Origin of the sequence: Streptomyces marispadix (assembly GCF_022524345.1) — a bacterium.
Taxonomy (GTDB): Bacteria; Actinomycetota; Actinomycetes; order Streptomycetales; family Streptomycetaceae; genus Streptomyces; species Streptomyces marispadix.
On record NZ_JAKWJU010000002.1, the window covers coordinates 5,041,929 to 5,058,901 of the forward strand.

General features: G+C 70.4%; 11 protein-coding genes. 9 read left to right on the plus strand and 2 right to left on the minus strand.

The features are described 5' to 3' along the window. Positions 1–222 precede the first annotated feature (222 nt). Entirely contained in the window at positions 223–879 is a 657-nt protein-coding gene (locus tag MMA15_RS21135) for a maleylpyruvate isomerase N-terminal domain-containing protein (RefSeq protein WP_241061703.1), read from the plus strand. Positions 880–998: 119 nt separating this feature from the next. Here the strand turns inward: MMA15_RS21135 and MMA15_RS21140 are convergent, their stop codons facing one another. Next, positions 999–2,285: a cytochrome P450 family protein gene (locus tag MMA15_RS21140; RefSeq protein WP_241061704.1), complete on the minus strand. Its 1,287-nt coding sequence runs from the start codon at positions 2,283–2,285 to the stop codon at positions 999–1,001. Between the two features lie 257 nt (positions 2,286–2,542). On the opposite strand from MMA15_RS21140, the gene MMA15_RS21145 reads away from it, so the two are divergent. The 3 genes from MMA15_RS21145 to MMA15_RS21155 all read left to right on the plus strand — a co-directional run bounded on the left by MMA15_RS21145 (position 2,543) and on the right by MMA15_RS21155 (position 7,203). Beyond that, on the plus strand, positions 2,543–5,080 hold the full coding sequence (locus MMA15_RS21145) for a polysaccharide lyase 8 family protein (protein ID WP_241061705.1): 2,538 nt from the start codon (positions 2,543–2,545) through the stop codon (positions 5,078–5,080). A 219-nt stretch (positions 5,081–5,299) separates the two neighbouring features. After that, a complete protein-coding gene (locus MMA15_RS21150) occupies positions 5,300–6,934 on the plus strand; it encodes an acyl-CoA carboxylase subunit beta (protein ID WP_241061706.1) in 1,635 nt (544 codons plus the stop codon). A 44-nt stretch (positions 6,935–6,978) separates the two neighbouring features. Next, positions 6,979–7,203, plus strand: a complete 225-nt coding sequence (locus MMA15_RS21155) for an acyl-CoA carboxylase epsilon subunit (protein WP_241061707.1) — start codon at positions 6,979–6,981, stop codon at positions 7,201–7,203. 125 nt (positions 7,204–7,328) lie between these two features. Here MMA15_RS21155 and MMA15_RS21160 read toward each other — a convergent pair whose 3' ends face one another. After that, entirely contained in the window at positions 7,329–7,544 is a 216-nt protein-coding gene (locus MMA15_RS21160) for a hypothetical protein (RefSeq protein ID WP_241061708.1), read from the minus strand. A gap of 637 nt (positions 7,545–8,181) precedes the next feature. Between MMA15_RS21160 and MMA15_RS21165 the strand changes: the two genes are divergently transcribed. From MMA15_RS21165 to MMA15_RS21185, 5 genes are all read left to right on the plus strand, one after another. After that, the gene (locus MMA15_RS21165; protein ID WP_308290572.1) at positions 8,182–11,487 is read left to right on the plus strand and encodes a nitrate- and nitrite sensing domain-containing protein; all 3,306 of its coding nucleotides are present in this window, start codon (positions 8,182–8,184) and stop codon (positions 11,485–11,487) included. Between the two features lie 224 nt (positions 11,488–11,711). Further along, positions 11,712–12,125: a roadblock/LC7 domain-containing protein gene (locus tag MMA15_RS21170; protein ID WP_028435354.1), complete on the plus strand. Its 414-nt coding sequence runs from the start codon at positions 11,712–11,714 to the stop codon at positions 12,123–12,125. Between the two features lie 74 nt (positions 12,126–12,199). Continuing rightward, positions 12,200–12,610 carry a DUF742 domain-containing protein gene (locus MMA15_RS21175; RefSeq protein WP_028435355.1) on the plus strand — a complete coding sequence of 137 codons (411 nt, stop codon included), beginning with the start codon at positions 12,200–12,202 and terminating at the stop codon, positions 12,608–12,610. Positions 12,611–12,626: 16 nt separating this feature from the next. Then, positions 12,627–13,211: a GTP-binding protein gene (locus MMA15_RS21180; protein WP_241063340.1), complete on the plus strand. Its 585-nt coding sequence runs from the start codon at positions 12,627–12,629 to the stop codon at positions 13,209–13,211. 521 nt (positions 13,212–13,732) lie between these two features. Next, positions 13,733–16,972, plus strand: coding sequence for a sensor histidine kinase (locus tag MMA15_RS21185; RefSeq protein WP_241061709.1), 3,240 nt, complete (start codon positions 13,733–13,735; stop codon positions 16,970–16,972). The last annotated feature ends 1 nt before the right edge of the window (position 16,973 follow it).

A 16,973-nucleotide genomic window follows, 5' to 3' on the forward strand; every position in this document is an offset into this window, starting at 1 on the left:
GCGGGGCCGGGCGCACGAGCGGGCCTGCGTGCGGGTGCGCCGGGCCGCTCCGACCCGGGTTCGTCCGAATCGGCTGAGCCCGATCCCGCTGAGTCCGATCCCGCAGAGCCCAAGTTGGCTGAGTCCGGGGCCCTGCGCCTTGCGGCCCCGCTGCCGCCAACTCCCGTGCCGGGCCCGGGTAATGCGTTTGTGGGCCTCACGGGACCGCACTACGTTGCCGGGGTGGATCTCTTCTCACGCTCCTGGGCTGCGCTGCGCACGGCGGTCGCGGCACTCCCCGACGAGGACTTCGAGCAGCCGTCCGGCTGCACCGGCTGGCTCGTAAGGGACCTCGTCTGCCACCTGGTCATCGACGCACAGGACGTGCTGATCACCCTCGTCACGCCTGCCGAGTCGGAACCGACCGTCGACGCGCTGACCTACTGGGACGTCGGGCACCGGCCGCCGACCGGTGAGGACCCGCTCGATGCGCTGACCGTGCGGCTGGCCGCCGCATACGAGCAGCCGGGGCTGCTGAGGTTCCACCTCGACGACGTGGGTTCCGCCGCCGGGCGGGCCGCCCGGCTGGCCGATCCCGGGCTGCGGGTGAGCACCCGGGACGAGGTGCTGACCGTGGGCGACTACCTCACGGCGTACGTCATGGAGTGGACGCTCCACCACCTCGATCTGGCCGCGCACCTGCCGGAGGTGACGGGGCCGCCGGCGGAGGCGCTGGCCCGTTGCCGCGCGATGCTGGAGGAGATCGCCGGTGCCGCGTTCCCCGCGTCGTTCACCGACGAGGACGCGCTGCTGATCGGCACAGGGCGACGTGAGCCGACCGACGCGGAGAGGGCCGAACTGGGCGCTATGGCAACGAAGTTGCCGCTCGTCCTCGGCTGACCGGCTCGAATGCCCGGGGTGCGATCGGCTGCCGAACGCCCCGGAGGGGATGATCGGCAGCCGACCCGCTGCGACCGCTACGTCTGGGCCGACCGGTTCGTCTGGGCCGAACGGTACGTCTAGGCCCGTCCGAGGCGGACGGGCAGGCTCTGCCTTCCGTTGCTGATGAAACTCGGCACCGGCGCCAACTCCTCGTCCGCCACGGCCAGTTCGAGACCGGGATGGCGCCCGAACAGTTCGCGCAGCGCGATCGTCGCCTCCAGCCGGGCCAGCGGCGCACCGATGCAGAAGTGCGGTCCGTGGCCGAAGGAGAGATGGCGTTCCCGCCGCCGGGGATCGCGCTGCCGTGTGACGTCGAAGCGGCCCGCGTCCGGCCCGTGCGTGCGCGGGTCCCGTCCCGCCGCCGAATAGCCCGCGAGTACGGGGATGCCCGCTTCGATGTACGTACCGCCGACGCTCAGGCCCTCGGTCGGATAGCGGAACGGGAAGAAGCCCACGGGGCCGTCGTAGCGCAGCGTCTCGTCGACGACGTCCAGCCACGAGGCCGATCCGGCCCGCACCAGGGCGAGTTGGTCCGGGTGGGCGCACAGGGCGCGCACGGCGTTGACGATCAGATTCAGGGTCGTGCCGTGGCCGGCGACGAGCAACTGGAGGAGGGTGCCGGTCAGTTCGCTCTCGCTCAGCCTGTCGCCGTCCTCCTCGCGGACGGCGATGAGCGCACTGGTCAGGTCGTCCCCGGGCGCCTTCCGCCGGGACTCCACGACGTGGGCCAGGATGGCGGCCGTCTCGCGGTTCGCGGCGAGCACCTGCTGCGGGCGGGGCGTGGTGCTGACCAGCACACGGGAGAGCGCGTGCAGCCGGTCGCGCAACTCGCTGTCGACGCCCAGGAGTTCACAGATGACGCTCATCGGCAGCGGGTAGGCGAAGTGCTGCCGGAGATCGACCGTGCCGTCCTTCGCGGCGACTTGGGGGAGGCGGACGAGCAGCCCGGAGACGAGTTCCTCGATGCGCGGACGCAGCCGTTCCACCCGGAGCGGTGTGAACGCCCTGCTGAGCAGGCCGCGCAGGCGCCGGTGTGCCTCACCGTCGGCGGTCGTCATCCCGTCGACGGTCGCGATCGCGGTCAGCGGCCAGCCCTCCGGCACCCGGCCCTCGCGCAGGGCGGCGAAGTGGCAGGCGTCCTTGGCGACCCGGGGGTCGGCGAGGAAGTCCCTCAGCTCCTCGTGCCCCGTGACCGCCACCGCTTCCACTTCACCGGGCAGCGTCACCGGTACGGCGGGGCCCCTTGCGCGCAACTGCTCGTTGACGGCGTGGAGTTCGGCCCCCGTGGGGTCCATACGGTGCGGCGGCTGGGGCGAGGGCGGGGGCGTTGCCTCGACGTCCGTTGCCTCTGTTGCCTCGCTCATCGTCGAAAGTGCTCCTGGTGCCATGGTCGATCGGCGGGCGAAAGTCGCGTACGCGCGAAGAATCCGCCTGACTGCCCCTCACTGCAAGGGGGTTGCAGGCCAAGGCACGGGAAGCGCGGCCGGGGACCCGGGGGAGAGGTCCGTAACAGCGGTCAGTGGGAAGGATGTACGGAGAATTCCATTGCCGGGTGATCGAGGGGCTGCTAGACCATCGGACGACCCGAGAGGTCTATGCCACTTCGAGAGGGGTACTTCCTGTGCCGTCCACGCCGAAATGGCCCAGACGCGTCGTCCTGGCCGCCTCCGCCGCAGCAGCAGCCACCGCCCTCAGCGTCGCGACCCCCGACTCGGCCAGGGCGCTGGGCCGTTGGGCCGCTCGGGCAGCCGCGGCCGACGACTTCGCCGCACTGCGCCGTCGCTGGCTGGACCTGACGCTCGGGACCGGTTTCGACCCGTACTCCGAGCCGTACGCCTCCAGACTCGCGGAGACCGGCCGCCAGGCGGCCACGCTGCTGGAGGAGATGCACCCCACCGACGACTCGCTCTTCCCCGGCTACCCCTTCGACCCGCCCTCCGGGATCACGCAGTCCTACCAGCGGCTCGCCACCATGAGCATCGCGTACGTCCAGCCCGGCACGGGCCACACCGGCGACGCCGAACTGCTCGACGCCGTACGCACCGGCCTCGCACACGTACACGAGCGCGTCTACCACGCGGGCACCGAGCCGTACGGCAACTGGTGGGAGTGGCAGATCGGCAGCCCCCGCCTGCTGCTGGACGTGACCGCGATGCTGTACGACGAGATCACGGACGAGCAGCGCGCCCGATACCTCGCCGCCGTCGACCACTTCCTTCCCGAGTCGGTCTTCGACGACTACTCCGGCCGCTCCACCGGCGCCAACCGCGTCGACTTCTGCCGCGTGTACGCGGTGCGCGGCATCCTCGGCGAGGCGCCCGCCAAGATCGCGGTGGCCACCGACGGGCTCTCGCCGGTCTTCCCGTACGTCACCGAGGGGGACGGCCTCTACGCGGACGGCTCGTTCATCCAGCACACCTGGGTCGCCTACTCCGGTACGTACGGCTATGTGCTGCTCGACGGCCTGGGGAGGCTCTTCAGCCTGCTGGACGGCACGAGTTGGGAGGTCACCGACCCGGGACGGCGGATCATCCTCGACAGCGTCGAGAACGCCTACGCGCCGCTCCTCCACGACGGGCTGATGATGGACAGCGTCAGCGGCAGGGCCGTCTCCCGTGGCGTGCTGAAGCAGGACACCAAGCGGATACGGCAGAGCGACCACACGCGCGGCCACCAACTCATCGCCGCGGTCGCGCTGTTGGGGACGAGTGCCGGCGAGGCCGAGCGGCGCCGCTGGAACGCGATGGTGCGCGGCTGGATCGAGCGTGACACCGAGCTGCCGGTGCTGAACGACCCGCAGTTCGACGTGGCGGATCTGGCGCGGCTGCACGCGGTGGCCGACGAGGCGGGGGAGACGGCCGCCGAACCGGTGGGGCACCGCGTCTTCCCGGCGATGGCGAGGGCCGTGCACCGCCGCTCCGGCTGGTGCGCCAACGTCGCCATGGCCTCCGACCGCATCGCGTACTACGAGGCGGGCAACGGGGAGAATCCGCGCGGCTGGCACACCGGTTCAGGGATGCTCTACTGGTGGAGCGGTCCGCGGACGCTCGGCCAGTACGCCGACGACTTCTGGCCCACCGTCGACTGGTACCGGCTGCCCGGCACCACAGTCTCCACCAAGCGCCTCCCCGACAACGCGGGCGGCGAATGGGGCGAGCCGAAGCCCGCCACCGCATGGGCGGGAGGCGCCACGGACGGCGAGTTCGCGGCGGTCGGCCAGCATGTGAAGGGCCTGGAGAGCACCCTCACCGCGCGCAAGTCCTGGTTCTTCGTCGACGACGCCGTCATTTGCCTCGGTGCGGGCATCGGCTGCGAGGACGGTACGGAAGTCGAGACCGTCTTCGACAACCGCAGCCTCGGCGCCCCCGGGGCGGCAGGGGCGCCCGCGTTCACGGTGGACGGCCGCCGGGAGAGCACCGTTCCCTCGGGGCGGTCCGAGGCCGCGCGACCCCGAGTCGTGGAGGGTGCCCGCTGGGCTCATCTCGAAGGCCACGGCGGCTGGGTCTGGCCCGAGGGCACGCGGCTGCGGGCGCTGTGCGAGGACCGCACCGGCGCCTGGTCCGACATCAACGCCGGCAGCGTCACCGACCCTGTCACCCGGCGCTATCTGACCCTCTGGACCAGCCACGGCACCGACCCCCGTGACGACGGCTACGTATCTCTGCTGATGCCGGGGGCGGACGCGGGCCGTGTCGCCGCGCGGGCCGCCGACAGGCGCTGGCTGACCGTCGAGGCCAACGACGCGGACGTACAGGCGGTGACGGTGCCTTCCCTCGGGTTGAGCGCCGCGAACTTCTGGTCGGCGGGGACGACTTGGCGTGGTGCGGAAGACTCCGCGGGGGCCGGTACGGCCGTGCATGCGGGCGGACTCACCTCGACCGCCCCCTCCAGCGTCCTGGTACGCAGTGGGGCGGGCCGCCGTGGCGCTCGTGATGCCCCTGACGCCCGTGGCGTACGGGGCGGACGCACGGCTACCCTCCACATCGCCGAACCGCCCCGTACCGGCGAGCAGTTCGAGGTGACCTGGCACCGTCCCGTACGCGAGGTGATCTCCGCCGACGACGCCGTGGAGGTGCTCGGCACGGGCCGTTCTCTGCGGCTGCGTGTGACACCCGGGACGGGCGGGATGAGTGTGAGCTGTGTGGTGCGGCTGCCCTGAGCTGCGTCTTGTGCGGAGGCTACAGCCGCCCGGGGCCACTGGCGGGACCTTGCCACCGGGCTGTGGGAACCCCACAGCCCAGTGCGTCCCACATGTGAGACTTCCCTGCCCACAGCCTGCGCTTCGGCGCCGTTCTGTCCAGCGCGACCATGAATCGTGCCCGGACACTGTCTGAATCTGACGAGGATGAAAGACCCCGCCGTTTCGTAGGGTCTATACATGACCGATCAGACCCAGCCGTCGCAGCAGGCGCAGCAGGCCACGGAGTCCGTGGCGGCGCCCGGGGCAGCGGAGCCGGAGGCCCGCGACGCACGGGGGCGTGTGGCGGAGCTGCGTGCCCTGCGTGAGAAGGCTCTTGAGGGTCCCAGCGAGCGGGCGACGCAGGCTCAGCACGCCAAGGGGAAGCTGACCGTACGGGAGCGGATCGAACTCCTGCTGGACGAGGGCACGTTCCGTGAGGTGGAGCCGCTGCGCCGGCACCGGGCCACGGGCTTCGGACTGGAGGAGAAGAAGCCGTACACCGACGGCGTCGTCACCGGCTGGGGGCTGGTGCACGGGCGGACGGTGTTCGTCTACGCCCATGACTTCCGCATCTTCGGCGGCGCGCTGGGGGAAGCGCACGCCACGAAGATCCACAAGATCATGGACATGGCCATCGCGGCCGGTGCTCCGCTGATCTCGCTCAACGACGGTGCCGGTGCCCGTATCCAGGAGGGCGTCTCGGCGCTGGCCGGTTACGGCGGCATCTTCCAGCGCAACACCAAGGCGTCCGGGGTGATTCCGCAGATCTCGGTGATGCTCGGCCCGTGCGCGGGCGGTGCCGCCTACTCCCCGGCGCTGACGGACTTCGTGTTCATGGTCCGCGACACCTCGCAGATGTTCATCACCGGCCCCGACGTGGTGCAGGCGGTGACCGGCGCGCAGGTCTCGCAGAACGGCCTGGGCGGCGCGGATGTGCACGCCGCGACATCGGGCGTGGCTCACTTCGCCTACGACGACGAGCAGACGTGCCTGGAGGAGGTGCGCTACCTGCTGTCGATGCTGCCGTCCAACAACCGGGAGAACCCACCGGCGGAGGAGAGCACCGACCCGGCCGACCGGCGCGGCGACGTACTGCTCGACCTGGTTCCCGCAGACGGCAACCGCCCGTACGACATGCACAAGGTGATCGAGGAACTCGTCGACGACGGGGACCTGTTGGAGATCCATGAGCGGTGGGCCACGAACCTGATCGTCTGCCTGGCCAGGATGGACGGCCAGGTCGTCGGGATCATCGCCAACCAGCCGCAGTCGCTGGCGGGCGTGCTGGACATCGAGGCGTCGGAGAAGGGCGCCCGCTTCGTCCAGATGTGCGACGCGTTCAACATTCCGCTCGTGACGCTGCTGGACGTGCCGGGCTTCCTGCCGGGTGTGGACCAGGAGCACGGCGGGATCATCCGGCACGGCGCCAAGCTCCTCTACGCCTACTGCAACGCGACGGTGCCGCGGATCTCGGTGGTGCTGCGCAAGGCGTACGGCGGTGCGTACATCGTGATGGACTCGCAGTCCATCGGCGCGGATCTGACCTTCGCGTGGCCGACGAACGAGATCGCGGTCATGGGCGCCGAGGGCGCGGCGAATGTGATCTTCCGCCGGGAGATCGCCGCCGCCGACGATCCGGAAGCGATGCGCGCGCGGATGGTCAAGGAGTACAAGGCCGAGCTGATGCATCCGTACTACGCGGCCGAGCGCGGCCTCGTCGACGACGTCATCGACCCGGCCGAGACGCGTGAAGTCCTCGTCCGCTCCCTCCAGATGCTCCGCAGCAAGCACGCCGACCTGCCCTCACGCAAGCACGGCAACCCCCCTCAGTAGCAGCCACCCCTCGGTAAGAGACCCAGTAAGGGATGAAGACTTCGATGAATGCAACCGACACGTCAGGCAGTTGCCTCGTCCGCGTGGAGAAGGGCGAGGCCAGCGAGGAGGAACTCGCCGCCGTCACCGCCCTGTTGCTCGCCCGTGCCGCCGCGTCCGCCCGGCACGCGCAGATTCCGGCCGCGCACAGCGCGGGCAGCGGCAAGGCCCGCTGGCGCCGGCTGGAGCGTGCCCGCGGCTTCCGCGCACCGCACAGCTGGCAGGGCTGACAGAACCGGCAGGGCTCGACAGGCCTTGCAGGTACGGCAGGGCACAGAGCCACGGAGAAACGGAAACGGCCTCCCGGTGTACTCACGGGAGGCCGTTGTGCTGCGTCTCGGGCCGCGGCGGCCCGTCAGCCGGCGTACATGTCCACGAGCCCGTCCTCGCCTGCGAGTTCGTCATCGAGGACCGTGCGCCCGGGATTCGCGGTCTGTGCGGGAAGGCCGTCGAGGCTCTCGGCCTCTTCTTCGGCGACGGCCCTCGTGGTCAACTCGTCCGCGTCCTGGAGGTGAGCCAGGGTGGTGCGGCTCGGGTTGGCCGTATTGCGCATGATAAGGGTGGTCTTCACGCTCGACCGCACCTCGCACTTTCCAATTGGCTTGCTGTTCCGCTGAGTTGCCGCTCGACTTGTCGTTCCGCGGCGTTCTGTAAACCAGGCTAGGGCGCGTTTTCCTTCCCGTACGTGACACGGACAACGCAGAGCGTGTGAGTTTCCTCACCGGAGCAGGGGCGAAAGGGACTTACGTGATGAGCCGCTCCGAGGGCCGAAGCGGACATCGGGGCCAGATGTGAAGTTACGTCCTCGCGCCTGATAAGGCTGGGGCGTGAAGGGCCGGCGGCTCGTGGAGGAAAAGTCCGGAATCACGGTAAGTGCTCTGCACGGAAAGTGACGGACCGACGCCGGAGCGTCACTTGGTCTCCCGTGTTCTCCACAGCCCTTGTTGGAGATCCTGCACTGTGCTGGAATTCCACGGACCGCTGCGGGAAACAACCGGCGCGCAGGGGCGCAGAGCAGCGCCGCGCGGCGGGTAAGGGGACGCGCGCCGGTCACTTCACGACCGCCCGGGGGGCCTTGGGACCCCCACGACTCGATACCGTCCCGCCGTCCCAAGCGGAGGGGCGCCTGGTCCAGAGGTTGCGACGCTAGTGCAGGGACGTTTCAAGAGGGATGGCAGCGCTGCGCGGGGGATCCGGAGCCGCGCGGAATGACGGACCGCGGATCCACACCCCAGCGCGCCCAGCAGAGCGGCCCCACGGCCGCCGTGCATGAAGAGGACGGCGCGGCGACGAATCGTCCGGCCGTGAAGAGCGACGCCAAGGGCGCCGAGCAGCGGCTCAGGACGCCTCCCGGGCCGGGCTCGCGTGCCGCCCTGCGCAACTGGCGCATCAGTACGCGGCTGGTGTCGCTGCTCGCTCTCCCCGTGGTCGCGGCAACGACCCTGGGCGCCCTGCGTATTCAGGACTCCCTCGGGAACGTCGACCAGCTCGACAACATGAAGCTGCTCACGGAGATGACCGAGCAGGCGACCGAACTCGCCTCGGCGCTCCAGGAGGAGCGCGACCGCTCGGCGGGTCCGCTGACCGCCACCGGGGACTCCAAGGACGACACCGTCGTCGGCCCGCGCGAGAAGACCGACCAGTCGTTCCAGGCGTTCAAGGAAGCCACCGCCGACATCGACGGCAGCGACCGGTCGATGGCGGGCGTGCAGTCCACCGTCCTGGACATCACCCGGCAGCTCACCGCGATCAAGAACATCCGTGAACGGGCGTACGACAACCCCTCGTCGGTCTCCCAGACGGTCAACAGCTACAACCAGCTCATCGATTCGCTGCTGTCCCTGTCCCAGGACATGGCGCAGGCGACGAACAACTCGGAGATGATCCAGAGCACCCGTGCCCTGGCCTCGTTCTCCACCGCCAAGGAGTACGCCTCCATCCAGCGCGCGATCATCTCCGCCGGTCTCGCGCGCAAGGGCGGCCCCGAACTCTCCGAGAGCGACAGGCTGTACGCCAAGACGGCCGCGGAGAGCGAGAGCGCCTCGCTCGGCAGCTTCAACCAGATCTACGGCGAGGAGCGTGCCTCCGCGCTGACGAAGCCCCTCGACGGCGGCGTCGTCAACATCACGCTGGCGGACAAGTACCGCGACCGCGTGCTGAACAACCCCGACGGCATCAAGAGCGAGAACCGCTCGTACCCCGACTGGTACGACCAGGACCGCTCCAAGATCGACGAGATGGGGAAGATCGAGTCCACGCTGCTGTCGCAGATGGAGCAGCAGGCGCGCGAACTGCGTTCCGACGCACAGCGCGAGGCGTTCATCAACGGCGCCGTGATCCTCCTCGTCCTCGGCATCTCCCTCGTCGGCGCCTTCGTCGTCGCCCGCTCCATGGTCCGCTCGCTGCGGCGCCTCCAGGACACCGCTCAGGACGTCGCCCGCAAGCGGCTGCCGGAGCTGGTGCGCCAGATGTCGGAGTCCGAGCCGCAGGACGTGGACACCTCCGTCGAGTCCGTCGGCGTACACAGCCGGGACGAGATCGGAAAGGTGGCCTCCGCGTTCGACGACGTCCACCGCGAGGCCGTCCGGCTCGCCGGCGAGCAGGCCCTGCTGCGGGGCAACGTCAACGCGATGTTCACCAACCTCTCGCGGCGCAGCCAGGGCCTCATCCAGCGTCAGCTCTCGCTCATCTCCGAGCTGGAGTCCCGCGAGGCCGACCCGGACCAGCTCTCCTCCCTGTTCAAGCTGGACCACCTCGCGACCCGCATGCGCCGCAACGGCGAGAACCTGCTGGTCCTCGCCGGCGAGGAGCCGGGCCGCCGCTGGACCAGGCCCGTCCCCCTCGTCGACGTGCTGCGTGCCGCGGCCTCCGAGGTGGAGCAGTACGAGCGGATCGAGCTGAACTCCGTACCGGCGACCGAGGTCGCGGGCCGCGTCGTCAACGACCTCGTGCACCTGCTGGCAGAGCTGCTGGAGAATGCCACGTCGTTCTCCTCGCCCCAGACGAAGGTCAAGGTCACCGGTCACGCACTGCCCGACGGCCGCGTGCTGGTCGAGATCCACGACACCGGCATCGGCCTCTCCCCGGAGGACCTCTCGGCGATCAACGAGCGGCTGGCCAGCCCGCCGACCGTCGACGTCTCGGTCTCCCGCCGCATGGGCCTGTTCGTGGTCGGCCGCCTCTCGCTGCGCCACGGCATCCGCATCCAGCTCCGCCCGTCCGACTCGGGCGGCACGACGGCACTGGTGATGCTTCCCGTGGACGTCGCCCAGGGCGGCGCCCAGAGCCCGCAGGGCGCCAAGGGCAAGCCGGGAGCGTCCGGCGGTCCCGGCGGCGGCCCCAGCGTCCCCAAGGGCGCCGGTCTCGCGGCGGCGCTCCAGCGCGGTCCTGGCGGCGGCCCCGGCGGCGGAGCGCCCAAGCTCCCCACCCGCCAGGTCGGCGGCGGCGAATCGCGGCCCGCGCTTCCCGGTTCGGACGTCCCGGTGGGCGCCGGTTCCGGCCAGGGCGACGGCGGCGCACCGGCCACTGACTTCTTCTCAGACAGCGGCCAGGGCAAGGGCGGACAGGACCGCCAGGGCCCGGGTGCCGGGCGGCCGAACCGCCAGATCCCGCCGCTTCCGCAGCGCACCGGCCCGGCGGGTGCACTGCCGGGCGGCGGCGCGGCAGGCGGCCAAGGCGGCTCCGACACGGGCGAGTTCGAGCGTCCCGACTGGGGCGGCTCCTCCGGCCCGTGGGAGCGGGAGAGCCAGTCGACGGGCGAGTACGCGGCGCCGCAGTCCGGTTCGGACACCGGCGAGTTCGCCCGCCCGCAGTCCTCCTCCGACACGGGCCAGTTCGCGCGGCCCCGCTCGGGTTCGGACACCGGCGAGTTCCCGCGTCCGCAATCGCCTTCCGACACGGGCGAGTTCAAGCGCCCCGAGCCCGGAGGGCCCAGCGACACCTCGCAGTTCATGCGGCCGCAGGAGTGGAGCCAGCCGCGTCCGAGCTGGGCGAGCGCCTCCGGTCCCGCCGAGGACGGTCCGCGCGGTCACGACGAGTCGGACTCCAGCGAGACCGGCGAGTTCGCCCGCCCCGGATACACCGGCGCGTCCAGCGGCGGCCAGGGCGCCGCGCCGGGCCGTGAGCAGCAGGACGAGCAGGCCCAGGACGGCCAGGAGACCTCGTACGACCCGGACTTCGGCATACCGACAGGTCCGCCGCGGCGGCGGCCGACGCACCGACGCCGATCTTCGAGTCGATCGAGTCCAACTGGTTCCGTGCTTCGGCGTCGGCACCCCCGCCGCCCGCGCAGCGGGAGTCGCCCGAGGCGGAGCGCCCCTCCTCCCCGCACGCACCGCGGCCCGGGCAGCCGGCCTCCGCCGTGCCGCCGATGCCGCAGCGCCACGCGTCGAACTCGTCGCACGCTGCGCACTCGTCGCACGGCGGCGAGACCGGCGCGCACTGGGGCGCCTCGCCCAACGACGAGCGATGGCGCCGCGCGGAGCAGGTCCGCCAGCCCGCCGCGGGAGGAGTGACGACTTCGGGCTTGCCGCGGCGCGTGCCCAGGGCCAATCTGGTTGCGGGCACCGCCCAGCAGCAGTCCTCCGCACAAGCAGGACCCCAGGTTTCGCGTGCACCCGATGACGTCCGCGGCAGGCTGACGAACCTCCGTCGCGGCATCCAACAGGGCCGACAAGCCGGTACGACGAACGGCCGCGGCATAGGCCCCCATTACCAGCAGGAGCGTTAGTTGAGTCCGATGAGCCAGGCGGCGCAGAATCTGAACTGGTTGATCACCAACTTCGTGGACAACACCCCAGGTGTGTCGCACACGGTGGTGGTCTCCGCGGACGGCCTCCTTCTGGCCATGTCCGAGGGATTCCCGCGCGACCGTGCCGACCAGTTGGCGGCGGTCGCTTCCGGGCTGACCTCTCTGACCGCGGGTGCCTCCCGGATATTCGAGGGAGGCCCCGTCAACCAGACGGTGGTGGAGATGGAGCGCGGCTTCCTCTTCATCATGTCCATCTCCGACGGCTCGTCGCTGGCCGTCCTCGCCCATCCGGAGGCTGACATCGGTCTCATCGGATACGAGATGGCACTACTGGTAGACCGCGCGGGAACCGTCCTCACCCCTGACGTACGCGCTGAACTTCAGGGGAGCATCCTCAACTGATCTGAAAGCTCCCCCTACATGAGCCACCTCAGTCCGTTATCAGACCCCGACCTCATGCCTCGTCCGGAGGAGCCATGACCCCGCCAGCCTCGCCCGGCCCGTACGGTGCCCCATACCAGCACGCACCGTACGGAGGTGAGGGCGACCAGCCGCTGGTGCGCCCTTATGCGATGACGGGTGGCCGAACCAGGCCGCGGTACCAGCTCGCCATCGAAGCACTGGTGAGCACGAGCGCCGACCCGGTCCAACTTCAGGGTCTGCTCCCGGAGCACCAGCGCATCTGCCACCTGTGCCGTGAGGTCAAGTCGGTCGCGGAGGTCTCCGCCCTGCTCGCGATACCGCTGGGCGTGGCCCGGATCCTGGTCGCCGATCTCGCCGAGGCCGGAATGGTGGCCATCCACCAGCCCGGCGGCGGCTCCGAGCCCGGCGGCGCGCCAGATGTGACGTTGCTCGAAAGGGTGCTCAGTGGACTTCGCAAGCTCTAGCCCGCAGGCGGGCCAGATGGTGGGTTACGGAGCAGGAGCCCCGGCCCCGAGCCGTTCGACGACCTCCGCGAAGATCGTGGTGGCCGGCGGCTTCGGCGTGGGCAAGACGACCTTCGTCGGTGCGGTCTCCGAGATCAATCCGCTCCGTACGGAAGCGGTGATGACGTCGGCGTCCGCGGGCATCGACGATCTGACTCACACCGGCGGCAAGACCACCACGACGGTGGCCATGGACTTCGGCCGCATCACGCTGGACGACGACCTGATCCTGTACCTGTTCGGTACGCCCGGGCAGGATCGTTTCTGGTTCATGTGGGACGACTTGGTCCGTGGCGCCATCGGCGCGGTGGTCCTCGTCGACACCCGGCGTCTGGCGGACTGCTTCCCTGCGGTCGACTACTTCGAGAACTCGGGCCTGCCGTTCATCATCGCGCTGAACGGCTTCGACGGGCATCAGCCCTACACGCCCGAAGAGGTACGTGAGGCACTTCAGATCGGGCCCGACGCCCCGATCATCACGACGGACGCCCGGCATCGCGCCGAGGCGAAGAGCGCACTGATCACGCTCGTCGAGCACGCTCTGCTCGCCAGGCTGAAGTGAGCGCGGCGCCCGGCCGGTCGAGCCGCCGGCCGGTGCGCTGAGCGATGCGCGGGCCGAGCAATGCGCGGGCCGGGTACGCGGGTTCGAGGTTCGGTGCGCGGACCTGGCGTGCGGGCCGGTGTTCAGGCCCGATCGCCCAGGCTTGCACGCCGGTTCGAGCCGGGGCCCGAGCCGGGTCCGACGAGCCGGAGCCGGGCGGCAGCGGACCGCCCGGCTGTCCCCGTGCGTTCTTGAGCTCTGTTTGAGGTTCATAACGTTTCGACAGTGAATTACGCCGGCGTGAACACGGCTGGCGAGCAAAAGGCTTCACTCTGCTCACAAATCCTGGACCATTCGCACCTCTTGACCCCCTATGCCCTTTTTCGGAGGGCTGTCGGGCGCTCGTACCGGCCTCGCTGAAGTGTTTGGCTGACGCCGCCCTGACGTGCTGAAATGCGCTGAACTCAGCAGTAGCGAGTTGGCACGTCGCCGGCCCGTGGACGTCGTTTACGGACACCGGGGGTCAAGAGGTGAGGAGTCGCGTGAGGCGAAGCAAGACGGGCGCTGCGACAGGTCCCCGGGTGGAGTCGCGAGGCAACTTCACGCCGCCGTCGCGGGTTTCGGTGACATCCGACCTGTCCGACGGGCCGGGGGGCGGCCGCAGAAGCCGCTTCGCGGTACGCAACTGGCGGGTGCGTACGAGGCTTTACGCGATCCTCCTCATCCCCGTGGCAGTGGGCCTCGTCTTCGGCGGCTTCCGCGTCAACGACTCGATAGGCACCTGGAACGAGGCCGAGGACGCACAGCGCACCGCCGAACTCGTCCGCGCCGCCGCCACTTACGGCAACGCCATCATCGACGAGCGCGACCGCACCGCGGCACCGCTGCTGGCGGGGCGCCGTAACGATCCGGCAGTGGACCGGGCCCGCAAGGTCACCGACCGGGCCAAGAAGGACTTCGACCGCGCCGCGGAGGCCATGCCGGACAAGCCGGGCCTCAAACGGCGTCTCGCGGTCTTCCGCAAGGTCGAGCCCAAACTGGGCCCCCTGCGCGCGACCGCCTACAGCCAGCGCCTCGGGGGCGTGCAGACCGAGGAGGGCTACGTCGAGGTCCAGCACCCGCTGATGGAGTTCTCCAACGAACTCGGCTTCGGCACCGGCAACATCACCTCCTACGGCCGCACCGTCTACTCGGTGTCCCTGGGCAAGGCCGCCCAGTCGCTGGAGCGTTCCATCGGCATGCACCTGCTGCTGCGTCCCGGCCCGGACAAGGCCGACACCAAGCGGCAGCACACCGCGCTGACCTCCTACGCGTATCTCGAACGCATCGCCATGGAGGAGTACGTCGGCGGCGGCCGTCCCGCGGACGTGAAGCTGCTCAAGCAGGAGACCGCCAAGGCAGCCGCCGAGGGCAAGACCCGCGCGGCCAAGGCGAAGGCCGAAGCGACCGCGGCGGGCAAGGAGTTCGTGCCGCCGCCGCCGACGGAGCAGGCGATCCCCCTGATCGTCTCCGGTGCGAAGGAGAAGGCGCTCGCCGCCAAGGGAGTCACGCCCGAGAGCTGGTTCGCGACGAGCACCGGCAAGTTCGACGCCTACCGTGCCGTCGAGAAGGAACTGGCCGACAAGGCCGTGGACGAGACGGCGCAGATCTCCGACGACGCCGCACGCGACGCCCTGATCAACGGCCTCATCGTCCTGGTCGCCCTGCTGATCGCCTTCTTCCTCGCCGGCATGATGGCCCGCTCGATGAGCCGCAGCATGGGCAGTCTGCGTACCGCCGCCTTCGACATCGCCGAACAGCGACTGCCGATGCTCGTCGACCAGCTCTCCCGTACCGACCCCGGACGTGTCGACACCCGCGTCGCGCCCATCCCGATCGACAGCACCGACGAGATCGGCGAAGTCGCCCGCGCCTTCGACCAGGTGCACCGCGAGGCCGTGCGTCTCGCCGCCGAACAGGCGCTGCTGCGCGGCAACGTCAGCGCGATCTTCACCAACCTCTCCAGCCGCAATCAGGGCCTCATCGAGCGTCAACTGGGCCTGATCTCCGACCTGGAGAACAACGAGGCCGACCCGGACCAGCTCGAAAGCCTCTTCCGGCTGGATCACCTGGCGACCCGTATGCGCCGCAACGGCGAGAACCTTCTCGTGCTCGCCGGCGAGGAGCCGGGCCGTAGCTGGAACGAGCCCGTGCCGCTGGTCGACATCCTGCGCGCGGCCTCCTCCGAGGTGGAGCACTACGAGCGCATCGAGCTCTCCGGCATCCCCGAGACCGAGATCCACGGCCAGGTCGTCAACGACCTGGTGCATCTCCTCGCCGAACTCCTCGAGAACGCGACATCGTTCTCGTCCCCGCAGACCAAGGTCGACGTCACCGCGACCCGGCTGCCCGACGAACGAGTCGTCATCGAGATCCACGACAAGGGCGTCGGACTGACCGCGGAGGACTTCGCGGACATCAACCACAAGCTCGCCAACCCGCCGACGGTCGACGCCAGTCTGGCCCGCCGCATGGGCCTCTACGTCGTCGGGCGTCTCGCCGACCGCCACGGCATCCGCGTCCAGCTACGGCCCTCCGGCGAGCAGATCGGCACGACGTGCCTGGTCATGCTGCCCGAGGGGATCACGCAGGGCGGCGGCGGAGAGGAAGAGGGCTACGAGGACTTCACCGTCTCCCGCATCATGCCGGAGGCGCCCCTGCCGCCCGCTCCGCCCGAGCAGTCGGCGTACGGACGCGGGCAGTTGCCGTCGCCGCGCTCCGCAGGCGAACTCGGCTACGGGGGCAGCGGATACGACGTCCCCGACGACCTCTCCTCGCTCGGTCCCGTGAATCCGGCCGGGCGCGCGCAGTTCCGCGACGAACGCCGTGAGGCGCTGGAGTACGGGGGCCGCGACGAGCCGGGCCACCCGGGCGAGGTGCCCGACGGCACGGGAGAACCGCGGCCGTGGCAGGACGCCTTCGGTGCCCGCGACGCCGGGGAGGCCCAACAGGACGGCGGCGCACGGCAGTTCCCGCAGAGCGGCGACTCCCGGGAGCCCGGGGGCCGGCAGGGGCTCCCGTCCCGGCCGCACTTCCCCGACAGCCTGTCGTTCCCCGGTTTCACCGGGGAGCAGCGTGAGCAGGAGCCCGACCAGCGGCGACAGGAGCCGGAACAGCCGCGTACGCAGCCGGGCCTCCCCTCGCGTCCCCTCTCTCCCTACGGGGAGCCACAGCAGCCGACGGATCGCCAACTGCCTCCGCAGGCCGAGCAGTTGTCCTCCGGCGGTACGTCCTACGCCTCCCCGGACGCAGAAGCGGAATCCGGTACGGGCGTTCACGAGAATGGGCGTGACCGCGTAGGCTTCGATCGTCCGGGCCCCGCCCCGAGCAGTTATCGCACCACGACCGGCGCCGGTCTGCCGCGCCGGGAGGCGAAGCGATCACGGCAAGTGGGCGGACCGGCTGAGCAACACCAGCAGCACCAGCCTCAACCGGAACCTTCCGAGGATTGGCGCAACGCCAACGACGAGCGCTGGAGCCGGGCCGGCCGGCTGCGTGATCCGCAGTCCAGTGGGATCACTTCATCCGGCCTTCCCCGGCGGGTGCCCAGGGCCAACCTGGTCGCGGGCACCGCCGAAGCGAACCCCCCGGGAGGCCCCATGGTCTCCCGCGCACCCGAGGACGTCCGCGGCAGGCTGAGCAACCTCCATCGCGGAGTTCGCCGAGGGCGCGGTGCGGGTGACGCCTCCCAGAATGACCGACAGGGCTTCGGCCCCGGCAGCACCTACGATCAGGAGCGTTAGT

Coding starts and splice junctions, on each gene's coding strand:
- MMA15_RS21180 (WP_241063340.1), top strand. CDS start 12,627: ATGGTGGGTTACGGAGCAGGAGCCCCGGCCCCGAGCCGTTCGACGACC.
- MMA15_RS21165 (WP_308290572.1), top strand. CDS start 8,182: ATGACGGACCGCGGATCCACACCCCAGCGCGCCCAGCAGAGCGGCCCC.
- MMA15_RS21170 (WP_028435354.1), top strand. CDS start 11,712: ATGAGCCAGGCGGCGCAGAATCTGAACTGGTTGATCACCAACTTCGTG.
- MMA15_RS21140 (WP_241061704.1), bottom strand. CDS start 2,285: ATGAGCGAGGCAACAGAGGCAACGGACGTCGAGGCAACGCCCCCGCCC.
- MMA15_RS21150 (WP_241061706.1), top strand. CDS start 5,300: ATGACCGATCAGACCCAGCCGTCGCAGCAGGCGCAGCAGGCCACGGAG.
- MMA15_RS21175 (WP_028435355.1), top strand. CDS start 12,200: ATGACCCCGCCAGCCTCGCCCGGCCCGTACGGTGCCCCATACCAGCAC.
- MMA15_RS21155 (WP_241061707.1), top strand. CDS start 6,979: ATGAATGCAACCGACACGTCAGGCAGTTGCCTCGTCCGCGTGGAGAAG.